We start from the raw sequence: 26,691 nt of genomic DNA on the forward strand, positions 1-26,691 counted from the left end.
ACGATACTTCTCTGTTAATGTTACGCTACTACTAATTTAATACGGACGATGTTACCTCATATATACTTGATAATATGGATCGAGAGTTTCTACCCGGCAACCTTAAATTGCTGGACTATGGGGAAAACTAATGAATATTAGCCTATGCGCAAAAAAGGACTCATATTGATTAGCTTTCTCTCATAGATGAAAGTGAATCCATATGGGTCTTTTTTTATTTTTATTTTTCTAAAAGGTCAGACATCTTACGTATGACATAAAACCTCGTTCTTTTATTTTTAGTAATATAACGAGCGTTTTATGTACAAACTTTATACGAACTTCTGAAAGGGGCAACTACATGCAATATGTAATGAGCATTATCGGTATTCTTGCCGTGTTAGGTTTATGTTTTGCTTTGTCAAACAACAAAAGTAAAATCAACTTCCGTGCAATTGCAATTATGATTGGTTTCCAAATTTTAATCGGTTGGTTTATGTTTGCTACAAAGGTTGGTCAACAAATCATTATTTTCATTAGTAAAGTTTTCAACAAACTAATTAAACTTGGTACGACAGGTGTCGATTTTCTCTTTAATGGAATTCACAGAGATTTTGTCTTTTTCTTAAACGTATTATTAATTATCGTATTTTTCTCAGCACTACTTTCAATCTTTAGTTATTTAGGTGTTTTACCATTCATCGTTCGTGTTGTCGGCGGTGCAATTTCAAAAATTACTGGTTTACCACGCGTTGAGTCATTCCACGCAGTAAACTCTGTATTCTTCGGTTCAAGTGAAGCGTTAATCGTCATTAAAAACGATTTACAGCATTTCAATAAAAATCGTATGTTTATCATTTGTTGTTCTGCGATGAGCTCCGTTTCTGCTTCTGTTACAGCATCATACGTAATGATGTTAGATGCAAAATACGTACTAGCAGCTCTTCCGCTAAACTTATTCTCAAGCTTAATCGTTTGTTCGTTATTAACACCAGTTGATACGAAAAAAGAAGATGAAGTGATTCAAAAATTTGATAGAACTCTATTCGGAGACAGCTTTATCGGCGCAATGATTAACGGTGCGCTTGATGGTTTAAAAGTAGCTGGTATCGTTGCCGCATTAATGATCGCCTTTATCGGTGTGATGGAAGTTGTAAACTACGTAATTAGTGCAGCTTCAGGCGCAATGGGACATGCTGTTACTTTACAACAAATCTTCGGTTACGTACTTTCTCCATTCGCATTCTTAATGGGTATTCCAACTCAAGATATTATCCCAGCTGGTGGTATTATGGGTACGAAGATTGTTTTAAACGAGTTTGTAGCAATCCTTGATTTAAAAGACACAGCTACAACATTAGCTCCACGTACAGTTGGAATCGTTACAGTATTCTTAATTAGCTTCGCAAGTATTAGCCAAATTGGTGCAATCGTTGGTACAATCCGTGCCCTTTCTGAAAAACAAGGAAGCGTTGTTTCTAAATTTGGTTGGAAAATGCTATTTGCATCAACACTTGCTTCTATTTTATCTGCAACAATCGCTGGATTGTTTATTTAATAAAAAATCACCTTACTTTAACGAGTAAGGTGATTTTTTTGATTCTTTATGAAATCGAGTGAAATTCAACTGCTTCTTCTGTATTGATAATCCTATCTTTATATATACCTTTTATTGAAATGTAAATGATAGATTTGTTTATGTTTTTTAACTTTCCTAATGAAAAATGATAAAGTAATCCATCGCTTTTTAAAGTCCACATCTTCCCACTCCATGGACCAGTAGCTTTTTGTTCATTCGACGCCTTTATTTCACCTTCATATTCGCATTCTCCTAAAGGAGTTTTAATTATATTCTTCTCTGTATCAATTCGAATATTTTTAATTAGCTTCAAATTTTCATCAGAGAGAATTTGAATTTCATGATCTTTCTGTTTAAAAAAGAGTTTTCCGTCTTTGGTATTTACATATTCTGCATTATTCATTTTATCTATCATAAAATCATATTCTTCTTTTGTAATACCTAAGTTTTGATGATAAGGAAACGTTTTTTTCGGTATAATTTCTTCTTCGGCATACTTCAAATACCAATCTAAATTATTTGTAATACTATCGCTCATTTTATTTCCTATTTTCTCTAATTTCTCTTTTATCTCATAAGGAAATTCTAGTGTCATAATATCCGCCGTCACTTCCGCATTCATAAGATGCGATGGAATATACTCTTCCACACTATTCGCTTTACTCACTTCACTTTGGCAACCAACTATAAATAGTGATATGAAAAAGATATATATTATTTTTTTATATTTCATTTCTATTCTCCACTCCATACATTATTCTTACTTAGTTTTATAGCGGTTTTTATTATAGTATAAAATCTTTATATTTTAATAAAATCCATATCTGTATGCAAAATTGCATATCAATAAGTCTTCTTCTTACTTTAAAATTAGCTTAAATTACTTTCCAAATTATACAAATAACAAGTTTAAAATGTTATAATTTTTAAAAAACATTGGAGGATATTATGAAAGCCCACGCAATTTTCGATTTCTTACATTTACTAGTCTTAACGCTGAAAAGCTATTATGTATGGGGAATGCCTATCTATGTCTTCATTATTCCTCTTATCTTTGTAGTTGGTTATATCATTATTAATTCTAATAAGAAACAAAAAAATACATCTATTCAAAGTCACTAATCTATTACCTTAATAGCCTCCTAAAAATCATATTCCCCTCATTTTCTTCAAATGATATGATGAACAAGGGTATATCCCCACCACTCTTATAGCGGTGGGGATTTTAATGTCAATATGCAACATACTACACAATAGAAGGTGATTTTCATGAGAAAATACGCAGCAATTGCTTTATGTACGTCTGCCATTCTAGCAGGCTGCAATACTAGCAATGTAAGCCAAGAACCTAAAAAAGAGAAAAAGGTTCAAGAAGTAGCTAAACAAAAAGAGACTGTACAAGAACAAGGTAAAATTTCTTATACTCCCATCACATACGAATCTACAGACACTACTATTCATATGACAGATATAAAAGATAATTTAACTGAAGTACAATATAAAATTTGGCGCACAGCTGATGGCAAGGAAAGTGCTAAATCTTTTTCTTCTAAAGAAAAAGAGAAGCAATTCACACTTCCTTTTGATATAAAGGAATTTGAAGGAAAACGCGGTGAGTTCCAAATTGAAGCAACAGGAATGAAAGAAGATGGGAAAACAATCCCGCTTACGAAATCTACTATTACTTTCGAACAAAAGGTTCCTGTTCTTATGTATCACGCAATTGATGATTATCATGGTCAAGGTATTAAAGACTTATTCGTATCACCAGCTAACTTTGAAGCACAAATGAAACATTTAAAGGACAATGGTTATACGCTGTTAACGTTTGAACGCTGGGGCGATATAAATAAAGTAAATAAGCCGATTTTCGTTACATTTGATGACGGTATGAAAAATAATATGAATGCATTTCGCGTTTTACAAAAGCTAAAAGATGATACTTTTAAACCGGCAGCAACAGAATATATGATTGTTGATAACGTTGATGTAGAAGGAGCATTGTCTACTTCTGAAATAAAAGAAATGGTTGATTCCGGCATTTTCTCGGTGCAATCTCATACTGCAACACATGCAGACTTACCGAAAATTACAAACTATGAGGAAGAGTTAAAAGGTTCAAAAGAAAAACTAGAAAAAATAACAGGTAAGCCTGTTATCGCGATTGCTTATCCATTCGGTCATGTAGATGATAAGGTTGTTACAGAAACGAAGAAGTATTATCAATTTGCGACGACGACAAAGCCTGGGCAATTCATTACGAAGGGTGAACCTGATGAATTGTTAAAGATGAAGCGCGTTCGTATACACCATACAACGACTGTAGAGCAGTTTGCTTCTTCAATTAAGTAAATATAAGGGCTCAATACATTTTGAGCTCTCTTTTTACTTTATATTTATATATATTTTTAGAATTTTCTTGTATTATATATAGTAAGAAATCTTTCAAATTAAAGGAGATTATACATATGTCATTTGAACAAACGTTAGAGAAATATGCTGCTCTTGCAGTTAATGTTGGTGTTAATATTCAACCTGGACAAACTTTATCAATTAGTGCACCTCTTGAAGCTGTACAATTTGTACGCCTCGTTACAGAAAAAGCATATAAATCTGGTGCAAAACACGTATATGTAGATTGGAATGATGAGACGTTAACACGCTTAAAGTTCGATCTAGCTCCTGAAGAAGCTTTCGCTGAATTTCCATCTTGGAAAGCACATGCTCGTGAAGAATTAGCAAAAGAAGGCGCTGCATTTATGTCTATCTATGCAGAAAACCCTGATTTATTAAAAGGTGTAGAAGCATCGCGTATTGCAACAGCTCATAAAGTAGCTGGAGAAGCAATGAAAGTATACCGTGATTACGTACAAGCAGATAAAGTAAGTTGGTGTGTCATTTCTGTTCCTACGAAAGAATGGGCTGCGAAAGTATTCCCTGACGTAGCGCCAGAAGAACAAGAAGCAAAGTTATGGGATGCTATTTTCAAAGCTACTCGTGCTGATTTAGAAAATCCTGTAGAAGCATGGAAAGAACATGATGAAACATTACATACAAAAGTGGATTACTTAAACGAAAAGCATTATAAAGCTCTTCACTATACAGGTCCTGGAACAGATTTAACAATCGAACTTCCAGAAAAACATGTATGGGCTGGTGCTGGTAGCTTAAATGAAAAGAACGTACCATTTATGGCTAATATTCCAACTGAAGAAGTATTTACAATGCCACTTAAAACAGGTGTAAACGGCCAAGTTTCTAGTACAAAACCGTTAGTATTTGCAGGTAATATTATCGATAATTTCACGTTAACATTTGAAAACGGGCGTATCGTAGACTATAAAGCTGAAGCTGGTGAAGAAGCTTTAAAACATTTAGTAGAAACAGATGAAGGTTCTCACTTCTTAGGAGAAGTAGCTTTAGTACCTCATGACTCACCAATTTCAAACACAAATGTTTTATTCTACAATACACTATTTGACGAAAATGCATCTTGCCACCTTGCAATCGGAAATGCTTATGCATTTAACTTAGTTGGCGGAAAAACAATGTCTAAAGAAGAACTTGCTGAAAACGGCGCAAACGCTAGTATCACACACAACGACTTCATGATTGGATCAGCTGAGCTTGATATTGACGGTATTACTGCTGATGGCAGACATGAGCCTATCTTCCGTAAAGGTAACTGGGCGTTTTAAATTTATTACCATAAAGAAACACATTGGATTATCCAATGTGTTTCTTTATTTATTTGGTTTCAATTCAAATTTTATCGTTCTATTTTCATGCGTAAACTCCGGTCTATATGTAGCGATATACGTATTTTCTTTCGCTACGTCAAATAGCATGATATCTTGAATTTTTTCATCTGGTGCTAACTTTTTACTAATAAAGCTATCAGGGTTATTATATTCTTTAAATCTTGTACCTTTCTTATCGGTAATCTCAAATTCATAAAATGCAAAAGGTATTTCCTTTTTACTATTATTTTCCACTTTGAAAATAACCCCCAAAATCTCTTCTTTCTTTTTATCCTCATCATAATCCGGATATCCTAATTCAACTGAATCGATAGTTACTTGCAAACCATCTACGTCTACTGTCTCCCCTATTTTATACACTTTATCTTGAACATCTTCTTGTTTACTTTCATTACTATCTTTAGTCTCAGTGCAAGCACTTAAACTAAAAGCTATGCCAAAAATTAAAACAATTTGACTCACCTTTTTTAACATACTCTTTCCTCCACATAAGACAATATTTCATATGTATCATAACAAAACGCTTTACTCTTTCTTGTCATATTTTGTCGTATTAATTGCTAACTGCACAAATAGAAAAAAGCTATCTTCTACAAAAGATAGCTTTCATGATGCCGATGAAACCTTAAGCCCAATGACACCCAAAACAATAAAGAGAATACAAAATGCTTGGAATAAGCTAATATGCTCTTTAAAAAAGTACACACTAATGATTGTAATAAGTAACGTTCCAACGCCAGACCAAATGGCATAAGCAATACTTAAATGAATCTTTTTAACGACGATAGCAAACACGCTGAAACAAATTCCATAAAATACGAAAATAAGTACACTTGGAACGAGCTTTGTTAAACCATTTGATAGTTTCATCGCAATTGTTCCAGCCACTTCAAAAATAATTGTAACAAGTAATAATAGCCAATATACCATACTAGAATCTCCTTCTCTGTTACCTTATAGAGATTCTAGTATACTACTTATAGTCCTAATGAAATATATTTAATTTCTAAATATTCCTCGATGCCGAAATGGCCTCCTTCACGGCCGATACCACTTTCTTTAAATCCACCGAATGGTGCTTGTGCAACTGATGGAAGACCATCGTTTAGACCAATAATACCGTACTCTAGCGCTTCACTAATTTGGAATGCTTGGCTAATGTCTTTCGTGAAAATATACGCAGCTAAACCGTATGGTGTATTATTTGCACGTTCAATTACTTCATCAACTGTTTTAAATTTCGCAACTGGTGCCACTGGCCCAAATGTTTCTTCATTCATACAAAGCATCGTATCATTTGCCAACCCAATTACAGTCGGTTGAATGAAATGTCCCTCTAACTCTGCGACCTTTTGACCACCATATAAAACTGTTCCACCTTTTTGAATAGCATCTTCAATATGTTCTTGTACTTTTGAAACTGCATTCTCATCAATAAGTGGCCCGACAGTCGTTCCGTCACCGAAACCGTCTCCTACTTTCAACTGCCCTACTGCCTTTTGGAACTTCTCTACAAATACTTCGTATACTTCTTCTTGAACGAATACTCGGTTTGTACATATACACGTTTGTCCTGCATTACGGAATTTCGAACCAATCACCGCTTCTACTGCTTTATCTAAATCTGCATCATTCATTACGATAAACGGAGCGTGTCCCCCTAACTCAAGCGAAACTTTTTTCATCGTTTGCGCCGCACTAGCCATTAACTCTTTCCCGATTTCCGTTGACCCTGTAAAGGACACTTTTCGAACGCGACCATCTTCCATCCATGTATCAGCAATTGCTTTTGCACTACCTGTTACGATATTGATTACGCCCTTTGGAATATCTGCTTCATGGGCTAATTCAGCTAATTTCAATGCAGTTAATGGCGTTTGACTTGCTGGTTTCACAACGGCTGTACAGCCTGCTGCAAGCGCTGGGGCTACCTTTCTCGTAATCATAGCAGCTGGGAAGTTCCAAGGTGTAATAGCTGCCATAACGCCAACTGGTTGCTTCATAACTAAAATGCGCTTATTCGGATGAGAAGCAGGAATCATTTCACCGTATACGCGTTTCCCCTCTTCTGCATACCATTCAACAAAACTGTTTGCATAATTTACTTCACCAAGCGCTTCTGCAAACGGCTTTCCTTGTTCCTTCGTCATAATCGCTGCGATCTCTTCTTTATTTTCATCAATAAGCGTAAACCACTTTTTTAACTTCGTGGCACGATCTGCTGCCGTTAACTTAGACCACGTTTTAAAAGCTTCATGTGCAGCATCAACAGCTTGCTTTGCCTCTGTTACTCCGCCTTTTGGTACAGTTGCAAATATTTCCTTCGTCGCAGGATTATTTACTTCAATTTGTTCTTGTAGTGTAATCCACTCACCATTTATATACATCGCCTTTTTATCTATACTTACGAAAGTCGCCTTTTTATCCAATGTTTTCTTCCTCCTCTATGAACTTCTTAATTTTCCTAGTAGCAGCAGATTGACTAATTTGCAAAAACTCAGCCACTTTATAACTTGATCCATACGTTTTATACGCTTTAAGAATAATATTTCTCTCTACCTCTTCCAGCATTTTATAAAGGCTTTGCCCCGATTGTTCAACTGCAGCCTCTTGCATAGAGAGTGGCAAATCCTCTACCGTTACAACATCATCGACAGTAATAACAATTCTCTCAATTACATTCTCTATCTCTCTATTGTTTCCTTCCCACGGATATCCGACAAACATTTGTAATGTACCCGGTGCTAGTTTCACATCACGTCCGTACTTTTTATTAAAGTGCTGCAAGTAATGATAAATAAGCGGTAAAATATCTTCTGTTCTTTCCCTAAGCGGGGGAATTGCAATTGGAATGACATTCAGACGATAGTATAAATCTTTCCGAAATGTTCCTTGTTTCACCATCTCGCTTAAATCTCTATTTGTTGCCGCCACAATTCGAACATCTACTTTTTTTAATTCTCTTCCGCCTATAGGACGAAATGTTTTTTCTTGCAATACTTGCAAAAGCTTCGCTTGAATTTCAAGCGGCATTTCACCGATTTCATCTAAAAAAAGAGTTCCTTTATGCGCGGATTCTAATAGTCCCTTTTTCCCTTCACGATTCGCACCTGTAAAAGATCCACCTGAATATCCAAAAAGCTCCGATTCAATTAAATTAGTTGGTAATGCCGCACAATTAATTTCATAGAAACTTTCATGCTTACGGTGACTCACTTCATGTAAATAGCGTACTAATCGACTTTTTCCTACTCCAGTCTCGCCTAAAACGAGAACAGTACTATCCACTACAGATACTTTTTTGATTGTATCGACTATTTTTTGCATAGCTAGACTTTTAAAAATAAGTCCTTCATGCTCATATGTTTCTCTTAATTCTTTTTTATATGTTTTTAGCTGATTATCCATTTCCTCTACCTTTTGACGTAATTGATAGAGTTCAGTAAGGTCGCGAGAATAACTAATCACTCTTCTTAAATTTCCCTCATCATCAAAAACAGGCCTTGTACGAACGTGTAAATACTCTCCTGATTTTGTAGTTTGAACGAGTTCAATTGGCCTCTTTTTTTCAATCACTTCTAATGTCGCTGATGGATAAAAGATTCCATCCTTTTGTAGTTCTTTTACATGCTTACCAACTAACTCTTCTGCAGCTAGTTGGTAGTGCCTTTCACATGTACTATTTACACGTACAACGATCCCTTGCTCATCTGTAACAAAAATTTCGTCAAACGCATATTCAAATACATCTTTTAAATCCATTAACACTCGTTCCTTTTCTGCAACCATCCTAGCCACCCCTAACTTCAAATCCATCGATCCACTTCACTATCTTTATTATAAAGTGAATTTTCTGCATTTAATATAGAGTCAGCTAGAATGTTTGCTATTTATACTTCAGTTTTTAAACGCGAGCGATGTTCGTTTGCTCATAACAAGCTTGCAATGATTCTTCAATTATTGTTAAACCTTCTTCAAGTTGCTCATCTGTAATAACTAAAGGCATTAACACACGGATAACATTTCCATACGTTCCTGCTGATAATAAAAGTAACCCACGCTTATTTGCTTCTGCACATAGATTAGCCGTTAACGTTTTGTCAGGTGCTTTCGTCTTACGATCTTGAACGACCTCAAATGCACACATTGCTCCTAACCCACGCACATCACCGATGCAATGATATTTATTTTTCATCTCTTCGAATCGGTTCATTACGACTTTTCCTAATTCTATCGCTCTATCATTTAATTTCTCATTTTCTATTACATCGAGAACAGCTAATGCAGCTGCACATCCTAATGGACTTCCTGCATACGTTCCACCAAGTTCACCTGGTGCAGATTCATTCATAATTTCTTTACGTCCAATGACACCACTTATCGGTACACCAGCCCCTAATGATTTAGACACTGTAATTAAATCTGGAACGACATCATAGTGATCAATTGCAAAATATTTTCCTGTACGACTAAAGCCTGTTTGTATTTCATCCGCTACAAATAAGATGCCGTTCTCTGAACAAATGCGGCGTACTTCTTGAACAAATTTCTTACTTGGGACGATAAATCCACCTTCCCCTTGAACAGGTTCCATTACAACAGCTGCAATTGTTTCTGGTGCTACTTCCGATATGAAGAAGTTCTTAAACTCTTCAATAATAAAATCATCATACTGCTCTTCCGTTAATCCCTCTGGGCGACGATATTCGTATGGAAATGGCGCTTTATATACTTCTGGAGCAAAGGGACCAAACCCAAATTTATATGGCTTCACTTTACTTGTCATCGTCATTGTCATTAATGTACGACCGTGGAAACCTTTAGAAAATGCGATAATACCAGGTCTCTTCGTATATTTACGAGCGATTTTCACCGCGTTCTCAACTGCTTCTGCACCACTATTTAAAAATAGGACTTGCTTATCGAAACTTCCTGGTGCCAATGCCGCAAGCTTTTCTGCTAATTCAATATATGGCTCATACATCATGACATTAAATCCAGTATGAATGTATTGATCGACTTGTTTATGGAGCGCTTCTTTAACCGTTGGATGACAATGCCCTACGTTAATTGTCCCGATTGCTCCTGCAAAATCAATGTACTGATTGTCATCAACATCTGTTACAAGAGCACCATTTGCAGATTGTACAAACGTTGGGATGCCGTTACTTACTCCTTTTGGTACTATATTTTGACGGCGTTCTAATAAAGATGCCGCTTTCGGTCCTGGAATTTGTTCATTTACTTTAGCAAATTTTTTTGTGTTCATTGCGTACCCCATCCTTTTCTTTACATTGTTTTCTCTTCTTATTGCAAAATATATGCCAACTTTCCTTTCTAGCATTTATCCTATATTCTTTGTATCCAGGCATAAAAAATAAGTCTATAAAGACTCATTAAGAGTCTTTATAGACTTATTTTCCTTACACATTAGACTTTTCTTTCTCCCAGAAAAACTCACCCGATTGAGAAATAAACTCTCCAACAGAATCTAACACTAAATCAGCAAGTGGTTCTAATGTTGGACGGTCTCCCGTACCAGATAGCACCCCAATTGCATAGCAATCACCACCATTTTTAGCTAAATGTAAATCAGTTGGCGTATCTCCAACAACCGCAACCTCACATGATTCTAAATTAAATTTCTCACAAAACACTTCTATAATCTTTTTATCTGGTTTTTGCGCAAGGAATGTATCCGAGGCTATAATATAATCAAAAAAGTTCTCCAACTTATATTGTTTTAAAAATAATTCTGTTGGTGCGAAATCATCCGCCGTGACAACCCCTAATATAAATCCTTTATCTTTTAATGCCTGTAACACTTTCGGTAAATCTGCTGTCATTTTCATATGCGAACGATGCTCATACATAAGGGAAAATAACTTCTCACTTACCCAATGATGCATCTCTTCTTCTCTAGCAGACTCAATATAATTACAAAGCCCCTTCGCTACATCAAGGCTTGTTCCAGCAGCTATTGCACTCCTCGGATTAACAAATGCTCCCTCTACACCAATCTCTTCTAATAAGGTCTGCCCTATTGTACTTGGTAAATGATATAAACTTATACATTCAGCTACAAGTTCTTCAGCTACTTTTATCCAAATTGAATGAAAATCCATTAATGTCCCATCTTTATCAAATAGTATTGCTTTTACCTTCTCCATAGCATCCTACCTCTCGTTTCTTATCTCCTCCAGTGTATCAATAAAATATGGATGTAAAATAAAAGAATTGTAAAAATACCATAAAAATCAAACTAACTCCCAATTTACAATTCATTTTAACAAAGTAAAAAAGGATGCCTTTACAAGGCATCCTCTTGATGTTCAGGAACAAATAGTTCTAAACAATGATATATATTTTCAAATTCCATCGGTGCATCTCCACCATACTCACCATCTAAATTAATCATTAGTTTATCTGGTGAATGTACTTTAATTCGGTTCGCTTGTGTATATAACACTTTTGGATTATTAATATGTTCACCACGTTGTGCTTGTGTTGCTGCTTTAATTAAATCAGCGATAGAACCTTTTTTCAGTACTAATAGGTCAAATAACCCATCGTTAATAGATGCATACGGTGCTACCTTTTCAAATCCACCTACTGAACGAGTATTCGTAATTAAAAACATCGTAATTTCTTCTTGTAGTAACTTTCCATCATACTCAATTTCAACATATGTCGGATGCAATGATGGTAACATCTCGATACCTTTTAGGTAATAAGCAAGTTGTCCTAATACTGTCTTTAACTTACTCGGTACTTCGTATGTTAATTCTGTAATACGACCGCCACCAGCGATGTTAATAAAATATGTATTGTTCGCTCTACCGAGGTCTAATGGCACTGTTTTTCCTTCGCAAATAATATCTGCTGCCTCTTCAATAGAACGAGGTACACCAATCGCACGTGCAAAGTCATTTGTCGTTCCAACTGGAATAATTCCAAATTTCGGGCGGAATTCATGTCCAACTAAACCGTTTACTACTTCATTTAATGTACCGTCGCCACCAGCGGCAATAACAACATCAAACTTACGATCCGCAGCTTGCCTCGCCGCCACAGTAGCGTCTCCAGGACCCGTTGTCGCATGACAAGATGTCTCATAGCCAGCTTGTTCTAATTTTTGTAATACTTCTGGTAAGCTCTTCTTAAATAGCTCACGCCCAGAAGTAGGATTATAAATAATTCTTGCTCGCTTCATCATTTATTAGCACAGGAAATTTCTTTATGCATCGAAAAAGAACATACCGAACTTCTATTCAGTATTCCCATGCCTACCTCCTCTCATCTTGCTATCCTTCTTTTATCCCGCTCAAACAGGCAGTAAGAACCCGATTCGTGTAGTCCATCAAAAGTAAATATTCATTTCAATGGTTTTGTTTTATTTGACCAAAAAATTTATCCCGCTATTTGTGGGCAGTAAATGCCCGATTGGTGTGGGCTAATAATCAGCTTTGGATGAACCTCCCACTGATTAAAATTTCACTTTATTTCTATCCATTCTTCCATAAAAATTTACATATAACGAATAATAACTATCTATTATTTCATGAGATGAAAAAAAACCTCTATGTTTAGATTTATCATTATTCCCACCTTTTTGCAACTATCATACCATAGTTGCTATACAAACATTTTTCCACTTTTGACAGTTAATCAAACGTTTGTTTAAACGATTTTGTCTCATTTAAACAAACGTTTGATTAACCTAGAAAAACACCCATGTACGGGTGTTTTTCTGCTTAATCTTTAAAAGTCACTACTATTATCGCTTATTAATCTCTTCAAGTAAGATTTTGTTAACAAGCGGTGGATTTGCTTGTCCTTTTGTAGCTTTCATAATTTGACCAACTAAGAACCCAATTGCACGGTCTTTACCGTTTTTAAAGTCTTCGATAGATTGCCCATTATTATCAAGAATTTCTGTTACAACTTTACGAAGTGTACCCTCGTCAGAAATTTGAACAAGACCTTTCGCTTTAACGATTTCTTCTGGGTCTCCACCTTTTTCGATTAATTCATTAAATACTTTCTTCGCAATTTTAGAAGAAATTGTACCTTTTTCAATTAATTGAACCATTTTAGATAAACCAGCAGGCGTTAATGCAACGTCTTTTAATTCTTTTTGTTGTTTGTTTAAGTATGCAAGTACTTCACCCATTAACCAGTTCGATGTTAATTTCGCATCAGCACCGTCTGCAACAGTCGCTTCAAAGAAATCAGACATTTCTTTCGTTAATGTTAATACGTGTGCATCATAAGCTGGTAAGCCAATTTCTGCAACGTAGCGAGCTTTACGCGCATCTGGAAGTTCTGGAATAGAAGCTCGAACTGCTTCTTTCCACTCATCGTCGATGTAAAGTTCAACTAAGTCTGGCTCCGGGAAGTAACGGTAATCGTCAGATCCTTCTTTCACACGCATTAAGATTGTTTTCTTCGTTGCTTCATCATAACGACGTGTTTCTTGTTGGATGATACCACCAGATAACAGTTCTTTTTCTTGGCGCACTTGCTCGTGCTCAAGACCTTTTTGTACGTAAGTGAATGAGTTTAAGTTTTTCAGTTCCGCTTTTGTACCAAACTTCTCTTGTCCAACTGGACGAAGAGAAATGTTCGCATCACAACGCAGAGAACCTTCTTCCATCTTACAATCAGATACACCAGTATATTGAATGATTGATTTTAACTTCTCTAAGTATGCATATGCTTCTTCTGGCGTACGCATATCTGGCTCAGATACGATCTCGATTAAAGGCATACCTTGACGGTTGTAGTCTACTAATGAACCATCAGCTGTATGCGTTGATTTACCAGCATCTTCTTCTAAATGAAGACGTGTAATACCGATACGTTTCTTTTTACCGTCTACTTCGATTTCAATCCAACCATTTTCACCAATTGGCTTATCAAATTGAGAAATTTGGTAAGCTTTCGGATTATCTGGATAGAAATAGTTTTTACGGTCGAACTTCGTTTCCGTTGCGATCTCACAGTTTAATGCCATTGCAGCTTTCATTGCAAAGTTAACTGCTTCTTTATTTAAAGTAGGAAGTACCCCTGGGTATCCTAAGTCAATTACACTTGTTTGTGTATTTGGCTCCGCTCCGAATTCTGTTGGACTCGCAGAGAAAATTTTCGAATTTGTTTTTAACTCAACGTGAACCTCTAAACCAATAATTGTTTCTAAATTCATCTATGCTCGCCTCCTTACAGACTTGCTTTTTTTGTATGATAGTCTGTTGCTTGCTCAAACGCATGTGCAACGCGGTAAATTGTCGCTTCATCGAAGTGTTTACCAATGATTTGTAGACCAAGTGGCATGTTGTTAGCACCGAATCCACATGGAACTGAAATCGCTGGAACACCCGCTAAGTTTACTGGGATTGTTAAAATGTCATTTGCATACATTGTCATTGGGTCGTCAACTTTTTCTCCAACTTTAAATGCCGGAGTTGGTGTTGTTGGTCCAATAATAACATCATAGTTAGCAAATACATTTTCAAAGTCATTTTTAATTAATGTACGTACTTGTTGTGCTTTTTTGTAATATGCATCATAGTAACCAGAGCTAAGGGCAAATGTACCAAGCATAATACGACGTTTAACTTCATCACCGAAACCTTCACTACGTGTGTTTTTGTAAAGATCTAATAAGTTATTTACATTATCAGAACGAACACCGTAACGCACGCCATCAAAGCGTGAAAGGTTAGCAGATGCTTCAGAAGAAGATAATAAGTAATACGTTGCTAGAGCGTATTTAGAGTGCGGAAGAGATACTTCCTCCCAAGTTGCGCCCATACCTTCTAATACTTTTAAAGCAGCTAGTACTGACTCACGAGCTTCTTCGCCAACACCTTCGCCTAAGTATTCTTTCGGTACAGCAATGCGTAAACCTTTAACATCGCCTGTTAAACCAGCTAAATAGTTTCCAACTTCAACATTTGCAGAAGTTGCATCCATGCGGTCAATACCTGAAATAGCTTGTAATAAGTATGCATTGTCTTCTACTGTACGTGTAATCGGTCCGATTTGGTCAAGTGAAGATGCGAATGCTACTAATCCGTAACGAGATACGCGTCCGTAAGTTGGTTTTAAACCTACAACACCGCAATATGCAGCCGGCTGACGGATAGAACCACCCGTATCAGAACCTAGAGAGAATAGTACTTCTCCCGCTGCTACAGCTGCTGCAGAACCACCACTAGATCCGCCCGGAACGTAATCTAAGTTCCATGGGTTTTTCGTAGCGTAGAATCCTGAGTTTTCATTTGAAGAACCCATTGCAAACTCGTCCATGTTTAATTTACCGATTGTAATCGTGTCAGCAGCTTTTAGCTTTTGCACAACTGTCGCATCATAAATTGGATCGAAGTTTGCTAACATTTTACTCGCACAAGTTGTACGAAGACCGTTAGTTACAATGTTATCTTTTACACCAATTGGCATACCGAATAATAAACCATTATCTTCAGCGCCGATTTTTGCATCTAATTCTTTCGCTTTTGCACGTGCATTTTCTTCATCTAATGTAAGAAAAGCTTTTACGTTATCTTCAACATCCGCAATACGTTTGTAAGATTCTTCTACTAAATCCGTAACGGAAATTTCTTTGTTGTTTAATTTCTTATGTAACTCTGATACTGAATGATCAAATAATGACATCGAAATTCCCCTCCTCTATTCTAATACTGCTGGAACACGGATTTGATTATCTTTGTGATCCGGTGCATTTTTTAATACTTCTTCGACTGGTAAACCTTTTTCTGGTACATCTTCACGCATAACATTTTTCATAGTTAATACATGAGTTGTTGGTTTTACATCTGTTGTATCTAATTCATTTAACTGTTCTGCAAATGTAACAATTGCATCTAGTTGTTTTTGAAATTTTTCAGCTTCTTGATCAGTAATTGCAAGACGTGCTAAATGTGCTACGTGCTTTACATTCTCAACGGAAATTCTTGACACGGCTAGGCCACCTCCATAATATATCGTTCAATCTACAATACTATTGATGATACCAAATTTTCAGTACTTCAAGCAAGTCAACACACGGCACTTACGCCATTTTTACATAAAAAAAGAAAGGCAAATGCCTTTCTTTACAATTTACTCTTTATCTAACGGTTTATTTTTCGGAAATCTCTCGTTATCTTCTTCATTATCACGAATTGTTTTTTGTAACACAAAACAAGACATCGTTAAAAATAGTGTTCCAATTAAATAGTATCCTTTTACACTAAGCGTTTCATCTAACGTATAAATCCCAATTAGCATACCTGAAAGCGCACAAACAAATGAAGTCCATGCTAAAAATGTGAACGCTTGCGTATTACGTCTTCTCATCGTTCTCCCCCTCGTTAGCTGTATACCCATTATAGATAAGTATATTTACCATGATGGATTTTTATGTAAATTCTAGTTTTATATTTATAAATCTATCATAAAAGAATACTATTTTAAAGAAAGTTTTCTGTCTAATCTGAAAAAAACAATCTAAACAATTGGTTTTTCAGATTACCTTACTGTTCGCTATCTACTTTCATTCATAAAAAAAGACCAGGAAAACTCCTGGTCCATTACTCTACTTAACAAACATTGGATTCTACGTTATACAAAATTGGAAGGTACAGAATTAGGGTTCGTTTGTTAAGTAGATTATATGTTGAACGAACTAACAGCGGAGGGGTTCCTTCTGTTAGTCCATTAAACCCAATCATTATTTTACGATTTTTTCAAGCTCCTCAAGTGAAAGGTCAACTGAAATTGAACCATCATTTGTTTCTTTCTTAATTGCATCTGTTACTTCTTTTGAATGATATAATTCAATTACTTTTTTCAGTGTTGGATCATCTTTATCTTTCGTACGAGCTGCGAAAATATTAATATAAGGCTTCGCATTTTCATTCTTTGGATCTTCTAAGAAAATAGGATCCTTCGCTGGATCTAATCCAGCTTGACCAGCAACACCGTTATTAATAACTGAAGCTGCTACATCTTTTAATACACGAGGTGTTTGCTGTGCGATAACCGGCGTGATTTTTAATTTCTTCGGATTTTCAGCAATGCCGCTTGGATCTCCAAATAAGCCAAAATCTTTTTTAAGCTTTAATAATCCAGCTGCATCAAGAAGTTTTAATGCACGTGCTTGGTTCGTTGGATCGTTTGGAATTGCAATTTCTGAACCATCTGGGATTTCATTTGCTTTCTTATATTTTTCAGAGTATAAACCCATTGGTGCAATTTGCGTTGTACCAACAGCTGTAATATCTAACTTATGCTCTTTTTTAAATTGCTCTAAGAAAGCAATATGCTGGAATGAGTTTAATTCAATATCTCCATCAGCTAACGCTTTATTTGGCGTTGTGTAATCAGAGAACTCAATCAGTTTAACTTTAATCCCTTCTTTTTCAGCTTTTTTCTTCAAAATTTCCCAAGCGTCTCCATCCGTTCCAGTTACACCGACGCGAACTACTTTTTCTTTCGCTCCTGCACCCGTGTCTCCACTTGAGCAGCCGCTTAATGCTGAGATTCCTACAATCGCTGATAATGCAAATGCTAAAATTTTCTTCATTTTCTTTTCCTCTCTTCCTTTTTATGATCTGCGTAACAAGACTTTCGCAAAGTAGTTTCCTAAATTTTGAGCTATCTGTACGAGAATAATAAGTAAAACAACCGTTACGAACATAACCGATGTATCAAAACGTTGATAACCATATGTCATTGCCAAGTCACCAAGACCGCCACCACCGACAAGCCCAGCAACTGCAGAAAATTCAATTAAACCAACTGTCATAAACGTGACACCTAAGATTAATGGTGCTAACGCTTCTGGTACAAGGATTTCAAAAACGATTCTAATTGGCGAGGCGCCCATTGCTTGCGCTGCTTCAATTACTCCTTTCGGAACGGAAACAAGATTTGTTTCAACCATTCTAGCAATACCAATTGATGCGACTAACGTCATCGGGAAAATTGCCGCTGCTGTTCCAATCGTCGTTCCAATAACGCTTCTTGTTAGTGGGCTTAAAGCTACTAAAAAGATAATGAATGGCACCGGACGAATTGTATTAATTATGATGTTAAGAATAGAAAAGACCCATTTATTTTCTAAAAAGTTTCCTTTTCTCGTTACATATAAAAGTAAACCTAGAGGTATACCCAGAATTGTAGCGAATATAAGTGTTACAATTACCATTAAGAGGGTATCTCCCGTCGCATCTAGTATGCGCGGCCAAAATATACTCCAATCAACTCGCATGAGCTTCTACCTCCTTCAGCTGCACTTGCAGTCTTAGATGTTGTAATGCTTTTTGAATTTCCCTCTGCTCACCTTGCAATTCTACAAGCAGATTTCCAAATAGCACATTTTGAAGTTCAATAATATTTCCGTACAGTACATTTACATCAACGTTATAGTTTTTTGCGATATATGATAGTACCGGCTGTCCTGTCTCCTCACCAGTAAATGTTAGACGATAAATTTGACCACCATTTTGAATTTTCGCTAGAACACTTTCTGGTAAATGATCATTAATAACAGAACGTACAAAGTTTTGAGTCGTCTTTGTTTTTGGTTGCGTGAAAACATCAAACAGTTTTCCTTCTTCAATAACTTTTCCCTTCTCCATTACAGCTACACGGTGACAAATTTCTTTCACAACATGCATTTCATGTGTAATAAGAAGAATTGTTAAATTGTATTCTCGATTTACTTTCTTTAATAAGTTTAGAATTTCTGTCGTCGTTTCTGGATCTAAGGCTGATGTTGCCTCATCACATATAAGAATATCTGGCGATGTCGCAAGTGCTCTAGCAATACCAACACGCTGCTTTTGTCCCCCTGATAGCTGTTCTGGATAATAGTTTGCTTTATCTTCTAACCCTACAAACCTCAGCAGTTCATTCACTCGTTCCTTTATCTCGTTCTTTGGCAATTTCGCTAACTTTAATGGATAAGCAATATTCCCAAACACTGTTCTTGAATTAAATAAATTAAAGCTTTGAAAAATCATTCCGATTCTTTGTCTTAGTTTGCGTAATTCTTTCGTCGATAATGATGTAATATCTTTATCATCTATTGAAATCGTTCCTGCCGTCGGTCTCTCTAACATATTTACTAAGCGTAATAATGTACTCTTTCCAGCTCCACTAAAACCGATAATGCCAAAAATTTCGCCTTTCTCAACTGATAATGTTACATCCTCCACCGCATGAACAAATTGCCCAGCTGATTCATACACTTTACTTACATTGTTAAAAGAAATCATTTTTCCCCCTCCTATATGCTGTAAAAACTTAAAGTAGAGCTTTCGAGGTAAAATAAAAAGTGCCCTCCTTCTTATCAACCATAAAGATAAGAAGGAGAGCACTTATATGTACTCGTTCACATCTTCTCATCTTCCAAGCCTTTATATGGCTTGCTGGAGTTAGCACGGTATTAAAAAACCCGTTGCTGAGGTATCGTAGGGCCAGTCCCTCCACCTCTCTGGATAAGAATGTATCGATTTAATTGTCGTTTAATTAATTCTCATTATAGAACTCAGAATAATAAGAGTCAATACATTTTTTAGAAAAATATTAATTATTCCTTTATTAAAATTTTCAGATGAATATTCATCTGAAAAATAGTAACTTTCAAGGTTATTTAAAATTCTTCTTCCTCATATTTTTAAACAGGAGAATCCTCTCTACAAATTGAATAAATTTATTTGAATATGAAACTCGGAGGAAGATAAATATATGAAAACAGCTCTTTTACTCGTCGATATTCAAAACGATTATTTTCCAAATGGAAAGATGGAATTGCGTAATCCAGTAGAAGCAAGCGAATATACTAATCAGTTATTACAACACTTTAGAACAAACAGCGAACCTATTTTTCATATCCAACACGTAGCTATAAAAGATGAAGCTACTTTTTTCCTACCTAATACAGAAGGTGTACATATTCATGAAAGCGTACGTCCACTTAGAGAAGAAACAGTTATAGTCAAACATTATCCAAATAGCTTCCGAGAAACTAATCTTCTAGAGCAATTAAAACGTTTAAATATTGAACATGTCGTTGTATGCGGGATGATGACTCATATGTGTATCGATGCAACAGTAAGGGCTGCATTCGATTTTGGCTTTCAATGTACCGTTATACATGACGCTTGTGCTACAAAAGACCTTTCTTTTAAGAACGCTACTATACCAGCTGTTTATATTCACAATACAATTTTAGCTAGTTTAAATGGCGTATATGCAAATGTAATAAGCACGCAAGAATTTTTAGCTACATAAAAAAACACTCCTTTCAGTGAGCAAAACTGAAAGGAGTGTTCCTTGTCGAACCATAGATTTTCTTTCAAATTGTATTATACAGGAAATTCTCAAAATGAATACTAAAAAATATGACTAATAAGTCAACTTTTCTCATCATTTTATTTCTGTTCACATGTTTATCACGCTATTAATAGGTTTTAGCTCATTCCCTTCGAACGATGGTAATATATAGGATTTCAATTTTAAAAGGAGCTCTTCACATTCTGTGAAGAGCTCCTCTACTATTTCTTATAAAGTTTCAGAAGTAGTTTTTGCTTGCATGTGAAGTGCTAAGTAATCAGGTCCACCAGCTTTAGAGTCTGTACCAGACATGTTAAAGCCACCGAATGGTTGGTAACCTACGATTGCACCAGTACATCCACGGTTGAAGTATAAGTTACCAACGTGGAAGTCTTCGCGTGCTTTTTCAATATGGTCACGGTTGTTAGTAATAACAGCACCTGTTAAACCGTATTCCGTATTGTTTGCAATTGCAAGTGCATGATCGAAGTCTTTCGCTTTACAGAATGCTACTACTGGTCCGAAGATTTCTTCTTTCATTAAGCGAGCATCTTCTGCAACGTCAGCAACGATTGTTGGTTGGATGAACCAGCCTTTAGAATCGTCTCCTTCGCCACCTGCTAAGATTCTACCTTCTTCTTTACCAATTGCAACATAGCTCATTACTTTATCAAATGCAGCTTGGTCATTAACAGGACCCATGTTTGTACCTAATACTGCTGGGTTAGCAACTGTTAATTCTTTCGTTAATTCAACAGCACGATTTAATACGTGATCGTATACATCTTCATGGATTACTGCACGAGAACATGCAGAACATTTTTGTCCTGAGAATCCGAATGCTGATGCAACGATAGACTTAGCTGCTAATTCAAGATCTGCTTCTTTATCAACAACGATTGTATCTTTACCGCCCATTTCAGCGATAACACGTTTTAACCAAATTTGTCCTGGGTTTACTTTCGCTGCACGCTCATAGATACGGATACCTACATCACGAGATCCCGTGAAGCTTACGAAACGTGTACGAGGATGATCTACTAAGTAGTCACCAACTTCAGAACCGTTACCTGGAACGAAGTTTACTACGCCAGCTGGTAAGCCAGCTTCTTCTAATACTTCCATAAATTTCGCTGCTACTACAGGAGTTGTACTAGCTGGTTTTAGTAATACTGTGTTACCAGAAACTAAAGCAGCTGTTGTCATACCTGCCATAATTGCGAATGGGAAGTTCCAAGGAGAAATGATAACACCTACTCCTAATGGAATGTAAGAGAAACGATTATATTCAATTGGACGGCTTTCTACTGGAATACCGTCTTTTAATTTTAACATTTGACGACCATAATATTCCATAAAGTCGATTGCTTCTGCTGTATCAGCATCTGCCTCATTCCATGGCTTACCTGCTTCTTTTACAAGAATAGCAGAGAATTCATGTTTTCTGCGACGAACGATTGCTGCAGCACGGAATAAAATGTCTGCACGCATTTCTGGCTTTGATTTTCTCCAAGTTTGGAATGTTTCATCCGCTACTTGCATTGCTTTTTCAGCTAACTCACGGCTTGCTTTTGAAACACGACCAACAAGTTCCTCTTTATTTGCAGGGTTTACAGAAACAATTTTGTCTTCTGTAGTGATTTTTTCTCCCCCAATAATTAATGGATAGTCTTGTCCAAGATAAGATTCTACTTTCTTTAAACCTTCTTCAAACGCTAATTTGTTAGCCTCCACTGAAAAATCTGTAAATGGCTCATGTTTGTATGCTACTACCATTTTTTTTAGCCTCCCCTTAGAAAAACGTTTACATTTTACAACATTATTCTACACGATAATTTAGATTTATTCAAATATTCCTAGACTTATATTTTAAAAATTAATAAATTTTTAAAATATAATAAAAAAAGAGATTCATACATGCGTATGAATCTACAAAATATGAGTATATTCCAAAACATTTTTCCCGATCAATAATATAGTAACTAATAAAAATAAAGTCCTTACATATCCAACACCTTTTTGAACCGCAAACTTCGATCCAAAATAAGCACCTAAGATCATTGATAATCCCATGATAATACCGTATTCAAAATGAATTATGTCTAAAAATAAAAAAGTAATTAAAGATACAATATTACTAACAAAGTTCAAAAGTTTTCCAGATGCTGCCGCTTGAATAAAATCCAAGCCAATTAATAAAAATGCAAAAATTAAAAACGACCCTGTCCCTGGTCCAAAAAATCCATCATAAAATCCTATCATTAAAATAGCAAAGAAAAATATTAATGTTTTTCTTTGCGTCATCTTCTTATAGGTAGACACACTTCCCCAATTCTTTTTTGCAATAATATAAATAGCAATAAATACCAACATTACAAGTACTAATGGGCGTAAAATATCCGATGGAATAAATTTTACTACTAAAGCGCCTGCAACAGCTCCAACAATAGTTAACGGGATTAACTTTCCTACAATTTTAAAATCAACTTTTCCTGATCGAATGAAATACATCGCACTCGTAAACGTCCCCATCGTTGCCGCTAATTTATTCGTTGCAATTGCCGAAGCTGGCGATAAGCCAACAAACATAAGCGCCGGAAGCGAAATTAACCCTCCTCCTCCAACAACCGAATCAATAAAAGCTGCTAAAAAACCGAATGCAATTAATAAAATAATGACTTGAAAACTTAATTCTTCCATGAGCTTTACCCCTTACCCCTATTATTTACAACATTTTAAATTATAACAAAATTGCATAAGAAAAAAAGCTGTTCCTTAGAGGAACAGCCTTCATATTTAATCTAAAATTTTCACAAGTGGTTCATCTTGTTTTGCTTCACGTATAATAATGGCTTCTGGGCGTTCTACAGATTTAATCGTTACTTGTACTTTCATATAATTCGGGAAGTATTCCATAACAAGCCCTGCCACATATTGTGTAAAACCAACTATTTCAGCTTTTCCATTAAATTGGACAGGAATATCAAGCTTCATTTCTCTTAATTCATCATCTCTATACATACCCGTACCAATAACAGCTGTATAGTCGCCTTGGAAATAATCGCTTAGTTTTGCCTTAAAGTTGGATACTCTTGCAAGATCTTCACGTTTATTATCTGTTTTCGCTTGCTCTGATGGGAACAAATAATATTTTTCATTAATTTGTTTCCAATCTTCAACCGTTTCACTACCTTTTTCAACATTTGCATAAGAAACAAAATTACCTGGCACAAGTGACGCCTTCGGAGCCTGACGATAAATTGCAAATGTTATCGGAAGGTTTTTTGTTTCAGGATCTTTTTGATGCATAAACTTCAAGACTTCTTGCGCCATTTTTTTCCCTTCAGCTAACATTTTTTCATTCGAGATTGTAGCTTCACGTGGGTAACCATGTTCTTCATTATAATAATGCACTGAATTCATTGCTAATCCAACTACAATGCCGCTACGCTCATCTTTGTCGCCGTTTTTCACATAATAATCATGCTCTAAAATATTGGAAATATATATTGGATTTTTTTTGTTTTTTTCTTCTAGTATTTCGGATCCTTCACCTAAAGCTGGATTTAATCCTATGTTTGGAAATTTAACTGCATCTTTTTTTAATGTATCTTCTAGTTCTTTCTGTTCAGCATTTGTACGCTTTCTTTTAACAAGCATTTGTACATATTGAGCCTCTAGAGTATCTCCGCCTTTAAAGAAATGATCTTTCGTACTAAATGATTCCTTCGCAATACGCATTAATCCTGTTTCAAATTCATCTATATCAAGACGATTATTTACTCCTTGCACGACTAAACCACGTGCCTTTCCACCATAAAATGGAATAGTCGTCTTATAATATTCATCCGACATAGCGTATTTTGGGACAACTGATTGTTCTTTTGCTTTCCCCGATTTCTCAGACACTTTTTCATCTTTGTCGGCACCTGCACTACACCCACTTACAAGTAGGCCAAGGCTTAATACCGCTAATGCTATTTTTTTCATGGTAAGTTTGCACCTCTTACTTATTTAGCTCTTGTAAGAACCTCTCTTCATTCCAAACCTCAACATTATGTTTCTCCGCTTGTGCTAATTTCGAACCAGCCGATTCACCTGCAACAACCAAATCTGTACTCTTACTAACACTTCCTGTTACTTTTCCACCTAATGCCTCAATCTTCTTCTTCGCTTCACTTCGTCCCATAACTTCTAGCTTACCTGTTAAAACAACCGTTTTTCCTGCGAAGTAAGATTCAACATTTTGTAAATCTGCAATTTTTATACCTTTGTATGTCATATTCACGCCATACTCTTTAAACTGCTGTAATAACTCTAATACATCTTCATTATCAAAATATGTCACAACAGATTGAGCCATTTTTTCGCCAATTTCATTAATTGCTTTTAGTTCTTCTTCTGTTGCTTTTACAAGCTCATCCATCGTTTCAAAGTGCTCTGCAAATGTACGTGCTGCTTTCGCTCCAACGTGTCGAATTCCAAGACCAAATAATAATCGCTCTAACGAGTTTTCTTTAGAATTTTCAATTGCTTGTATTAAGTTTGTTGCTGATTTTTCACCAAAACGTTCTAACTGTAATAACTGCTCTTTCGTTAATGCATATAAATCAGCAAATGTACGAATATAATCTGCATCAAAAAGTTGTGTAATGACACGTTCTCCAAGCCCATCAATATTCATTGCATTTCTTGAAACGAAATGAATTAATCCTTCGCGAATTTGAGCTGGACAAGTTGGATTTATACATCGAAGTGCTACTTCTTCTTCTAAACGAACAAGTTCACTCTCACATGCTGGGCAATGCGTTGGCATGCGGTATTCTTCTTCTTCACCAGTACGCTTATCAAAAATAACGTTCACAACTTCAGGAATAATATCTCCAGCCTTCTTCACAACAACGTAGTCACCAATTCGAATGTCTTTTTCACGAATTAAATCTTCGTTATGTAAAAAAGCACGACGAACGATCGTACCAGCAACTCTCACTGGCTCTAGCTCTGCAGTCGGTGTTACAACCCCTGTTCGGCCAACACTTAATTCAATGCCTGTTAATCTCGTTACAACTTCTTCAGCCGGGAATTTATAAGCAATCGCCCATCTTGGACTCTTCGCTGTAGTTCCTAGACTTTCTTGAAGAGCAACATCATCTACTTTTATAACGATTCCATCAATCTCATAATCAAGATGCGGACGTTTTTCTTGCCATTCTTCTACATAAGCTATAACCTCTTCGATTGTTTCACATGTACGGCGATTTGGATTTGTCTTAAATCCGAGTTCACCTAGGAAATCAAGCGATTCACTGTGCGATGGAATTGTTTTTTCTTCTACATTCGCAAGACCGTACACAAACATAGATAAGTTACGCTTCGCTGCAATTTTCGGATCAAGTTGACGTATTGAGCCTGCTGCCGCATTACGCGGATTCGCAAATACATCTTCTCCATTTTGCTCTTTTTCTTCATTTAGTTTAACAAATGAACGCTTCGGCATATAAGCTTCGCCTCGTGCTTCTAACGTTACTTCTTCATTTAAACGAAGTGGGATAGCTTTAATCGTTTTTAAATTTTGAGTAATATCTTCACCCGTTACACCATCACCACGTGTCGCCCCTTGAATGAAGCGTCCTTTTTCATAATGAAGCGAAACGGCAAGCCCGTCAATTTTTAATTCACATATATATCTTACATTCGCATCATCAATTCCTTGACGTACTCTTCTGTCGAAATCACGTAAATCTCCTTCGTTAAATGCATTTCCTAAACTTAACATTGGTGACTTATGTGTTACTTTTTCGAATATATCAAGAATAGTTCCCCCAACGCGAACGGAGGGAGAATCCTCACTCATAAACTCTGGGTTCTCTGCTTCTAATTTTATAAGCTCCTGCATATTACGGTCATATTCCGCATCAGAAACAGAAGGATTGTCTAATACGTGATATTGATAATTAAATGTATTTAACAAATCACGCAGTTCTTCTATACGTTTTTTTGCTATCTCTTTTGACATATCCTCATTCC

Annotated in this window: 24 protein-coding genes and 2 riboswitches; of the genes, 5 read left to right on the top strand and 19 right to left on the bottom strand. The window is 36.0% G+C overall.

Annotation, left to right across the window (positions count from 1 at the left end; translation table 11 throughout):
• Nucleotides 1-36: 36 nt before the first annotated feature.
• A riboswitch (purine riboswitch) is annotated at nucleotides 37-138 on the top strand.
• A 202-nt stretch (nucleotides 139-340) separates the two neighbouring features.
• Nucleotides 341-1,537 carry a NupC/NupG family nucleoside CNT transporter gene (locus MHI28_RS16025; RefSeq protein ID WP_001200494.1) on the top strand — a complete coding sequence of 399 codons (1,197 nt, stop codon included), beginning with the start codon at nucleotides 341-343 and terminating at the stop codon, nucleotides 1,535-1,537.
• A 46-nt stretch (nucleotides 1,538-1,583) separates the two neighbouring features.
• On the opposite strand, the gene MHI28_RS16030 is transcribed toward MHI28_RS16025, so the two are convergent.
• Entirely contained in the window at nucleotides 1,584-2,291 is a 708-nt protein-coding gene (locus tag MHI28_RS16030; RefSeq protein ID WP_000875598.1) for a hypothetical protein, read from the bottom strand.
• Nucleotides 2,292-2,506: 215 nt separating this feature from the next.
• Here MHI28_RS16030 and MHI28_RS16035 point away from each other — a divergent pair, with 215 nt between their 5' ends.
• The 3 genes from MHI28_RS16035 (at nucleotide 2,507) to MHI28_RS16045 (ending at nucleotide 5,256) form a co-directional block, all read left to right on the top strand.
• The gene (locus MHI28_RS16035) at nucleotides 2,507-2,680 is read left to right on the top strand and encodes a hypothetical protein (RefSeq protein WP_000643592.1); all 174 of its coding nucleotides are present in this window, start codon (nucleotides 2,507-2,509) and stop codon (nucleotides 2,678-2,680) included.
• 147 nt (nucleotides 2,681-2,827) lie between these two features.
• Nucleotides 2,828-3,910 (top strand): polysaccharide deacetylase family protein, encoded by a 1,083-nt coding sequence (locus MHI28_RS16040; protein ID WP_001233739.1) that lies wholly within the window; start codon nucleotides 2,828-2,830, stop codon nucleotides 3,908-3,910.
• 116 nt (nucleotides 3,911-4,026) lie between these two features.
• The gene (locus MHI28_RS16045; protein WP_000007349.1) at nucleotides 4,027-5,256 is read left to right on the top strand and encodes an aminopeptidase; all 1,230 of its coding nucleotides are present in this window, start codon (nucleotides 4,027-4,029) and stop codon (nucleotides 5,254-5,256) included.
• Nucleotides 5,257-5,301: 45 nt separating this feature from the next.
• On the opposite strand, the gene MHI28_RS16050 is transcribed toward MHI28_RS16045, so the two are convergent.
• From MHI28_RS16050 to MHI28_RS16115, 14 genes are all read right to left on the bottom strand, one after another.
• Nucleotides 5,302-5,793 (bottom strand): DUF4352 domain-containing protein, encoded by a 492-nt coding sequence (locus MHI28_RS16050; RefSeq protein ID WP_000915102.1) that lies wholly within the window; start codon nucleotides 5,791-5,793, stop codon nucleotides 5,302-5,304.
• Nucleotides 5,794-5,925: 132 nt separating this feature from the next.
• The gene (locus MHI28_RS16055; RefSeq protein WP_000263262.1) at nucleotides 5,926-6,249 is read right to left on the bottom strand and encodes a DMT family transporter; all 324 of its coding nucleotides are present in this window, start codon (nucleotides 6,247-6,249) and stop codon (nucleotides 5,926-5,928) included.
• Nucleotides 6,250-6,296: 47 nt separating this feature from the next.
• Entirely contained in the window at nucleotides 6,297-7,748 is a 1,452-nt protein-coding gene (gene gabD / locus MHI28_RS16060; protein WP_000358137.1) for an NADP-dependent succinate-semialdehyde dehydrogenase, read from the bottom strand.
• Nucleotides 7,741-9,108: a sigma-54 interaction domain-containing protein gene (locus MHI28_RS16065; protein WP_000225147.1), complete on the bottom strand. Its 1,368-nt coding sequence runs from the start codon at nucleotides 9,106-9,108 to the stop codon at nucleotides 7,741-7,743. The genes gabD and MHI28_RS16065 overlap by 8 nt, the downstream gene beginning before the upstream one ends.
• Nucleotides 9,109-9,223: 115 nt before the next feature.
• Nucleotides 9,224-10,588: a 4-aminobutyrate--2-oxoglutarate transaminase gene (gabT, locus tag MHI28_RS16070; protein ID WP_001093004.1), complete on the bottom strand. Its 1,365-nt coding sequence runs from the start codon at nucleotides 10,586-10,588 to the stop codon at nucleotides 9,224-9,226.
• Nucleotides 10,589-10,742: 154 nt separating this feature from the next.
• Nucleotides 10,743-11,489, bottom strand: coding sequence for an HAD family hydrolase (locus MHI28_RS16075; protein WP_000416657.1), 747 nt, complete (start codon nucleotides 11,487-11,489; stop codon nucleotides 10,743-10,745).
• Nucleotides 11,490-11,629: 140 nt separating this feature from the next.
• Nucleotides 11,630-12,535 (bottom strand): diacylglycerol kinase, encoded by a 906-nt coding sequence (locus MHI28_RS16080; protein WP_000977680.1) that lies wholly within the window; start codon nucleotides 12,533-12,535, stop codon nucleotides 11,630-11,632.
• A 561-nt stretch (nucleotides 12,536-13,096) separates the two neighbouring features.
• Nucleotides 13,097-14,524 carry an Asp-tRNA(Asn)/Glu-tRNA(Gln) amidotransferase subunit GatB gene (gene gatB / locus MHI28_RS16085; RefSeq protein ID WP_001047684.1) on the bottom strand — a complete coding sequence of 476 codons (1,428 nt, stop codon included), beginning with the start codon at nucleotides 14,522-14,524 and terminating at the stop codon, nucleotides 13,097-13,099.
• 14 nt (nucleotides 14,525-14,538) lie between these two features.
• Nucleotides 14,539-15,996: an Asp-tRNA(Asn)/Glu-tRNA(Gln) amidotransferase subunit GatA gene (gatA, locus tag MHI28_RS16090; RefSeq protein WP_000051441.1), complete on the bottom strand. Its 1,458-nt coding sequence runs from the start codon at nucleotides 15,994-15,996 to the stop codon at nucleotides 14,539-14,541.
• 15 nt (nucleotides 15,997-16,011) lie between these two features.
• A complete protein-coding gene (gene gatC / locus MHI28_RS16095) occupies nucleotides 16,012-16,302 on the bottom strand; it encodes an Asp-tRNA(Asn)/Glu-tRNA(Gln) amidotransferase subunit GatC (RefSeq protein ID WP_000086999.1) in 291 nt (96 codons plus the stop codon).
• A gap of 141 nt (nucleotides 16,303-16,443) precedes the next feature.
• Nucleotides 16,444-16,680 carry a YiaA/YiaB family inner membrane protein gene (locus MHI28_RS16100; protein WP_001254393.1) on the bottom strand — a complete coding sequence of 79 codons (237 nt, stop codon included), beginning with the start codon at nucleotides 16,678-16,680 and terminating at the stop codon, nucleotides 16,444-16,446.
• A gap of 373 nt (nucleotides 16,681-17,053) precedes the next feature.
• Nucleotides 17,054-17,908 carry a MetQ/NlpA family ABC transporter substrate-binding protein gene (locus MHI28_RS16105; RefSeq protein WP_000721588.1) on the bottom strand — a complete coding sequence of 285 codons (855 nt, stop codon included), beginning with the start codon at nucleotides 17,906-17,908 and terminating at the stop codon, nucleotides 17,054-17,056.
• 21 nt (nucleotides 17,909-17,929) lie between these two features.
• Nucleotides 17,930-18,595 carry a methionine ABC transporter permease gene (locus MHI28_RS16110; protein ID WP_001261865.1) on the bottom strand — a complete coding sequence of 222 codons (666 nt, stop codon included), beginning with the start codon at nucleotides 18,593-18,595 and terminating at the stop codon, nucleotides 17,930-17,932.
• A complete protein-coding gene (locus MHI28_RS16115; RefSeq protein ID WP_000622964.1) occupies nucleotides 18,585-19,604 on the bottom strand; it encodes a methionine ABC transporter ATP-binding protein in 1,020 nt (339 codons plus the stop codon). Before MHI28_RS16115 ends, MHI28_RS16110 begins: the two co-directional genes overlap by 11 nt.
• A 123-nt stretch (nucleotides 19,605-19,727) precedes the next feature.
• Nucleotides 19,728-19,833: riboswitch (SAM riboswitch) on the bottom strand.
• Nucleotides 19,834-20,076: 243 nt separating this feature from the next.
• On the opposite strand from MHI28_RS16115, the gene MHI28_RS16120 reads away from it, so the two are divergent.
• Nucleotides 20,077-20,622 carry a cysteine hydrolase family protein gene (locus MHI28_RS16120; protein WP_000844924.1) on the top strand — a complete coding sequence of 182 codons (546 nt, stop codon included), beginning with the start codon at nucleotides 20,077-20,079 and terminating at the stop codon, nucleotides 20,620-20,622.
• Between the two features lie 270 nt (nucleotides 20,623-20,892).
• Here MHI28_RS16120 and pruA read toward each other — a convergent pair whose 3' ends face one another.
• The 4 genes from pruA to ligA all read right to left on the bottom strand — a co-directional run bounded on the left by pruA (nucleotide 20,893) and on the right by ligA (nucleotide 26,680).
• Nucleotides 20,893-22,440, bottom strand: a complete 1,548-nt coding sequence (pruA, locus tag MHI28_RS16125) for an L-glutamate gamma-semialdehyde dehydrogenase (protein WP_000259555.1) — start codon at nucleotides 22,438-22,440, stop codon at nucleotides 20,893-20,895.
• Between the two features lie 153 nt (nucleotides 22,441-22,593).
• Nucleotides 22,594-23,364, bottom strand: coding sequence for a TSUP family transporter (locus MHI28_RS16130; RefSeq protein WP_000391975.1), 771 nt, complete (start codon nucleotides 23,362-23,364; stop codon nucleotides 22,594-22,596).
• 96 nt (nucleotides 23,365-23,460) lie between these two features.
• Entirely contained in the window at nucleotides 23,461-24,654 is a 1,194-nt protein-coding gene (locus tag MHI28_RS16135; RefSeq protein WP_000717037.1) for a CamS family sex pheromone protein, read from the bottom strand.
• A gap of 16 nt (nucleotides 24,655-24,670) precedes the next feature.
• Nucleotides 24,671-26,680 (bottom strand): NAD-dependent DNA ligase LigA, encoded by a 2,010-nt coding sequence (ligA, locus tag MHI28_RS16140; RefSeq protein WP_340828077.1) that lies wholly within the window; start codon nucleotides 26,678-26,680, stop codon nucleotides 24,671-24,673.
• Nucleotides 26,681-26,691 lie beyond the last annotated feature (11 nt).

Origin of the sequence: Bacillus sp. FSL K6-0268, assembly GCF_038005425.1 — a bacterium.
Lineage (GTDB): Bacteria > Bacillota > Bacilli > Bacillales > Bacillaceae_G > Bacillus_A > Bacillus_A thuringiensis_S.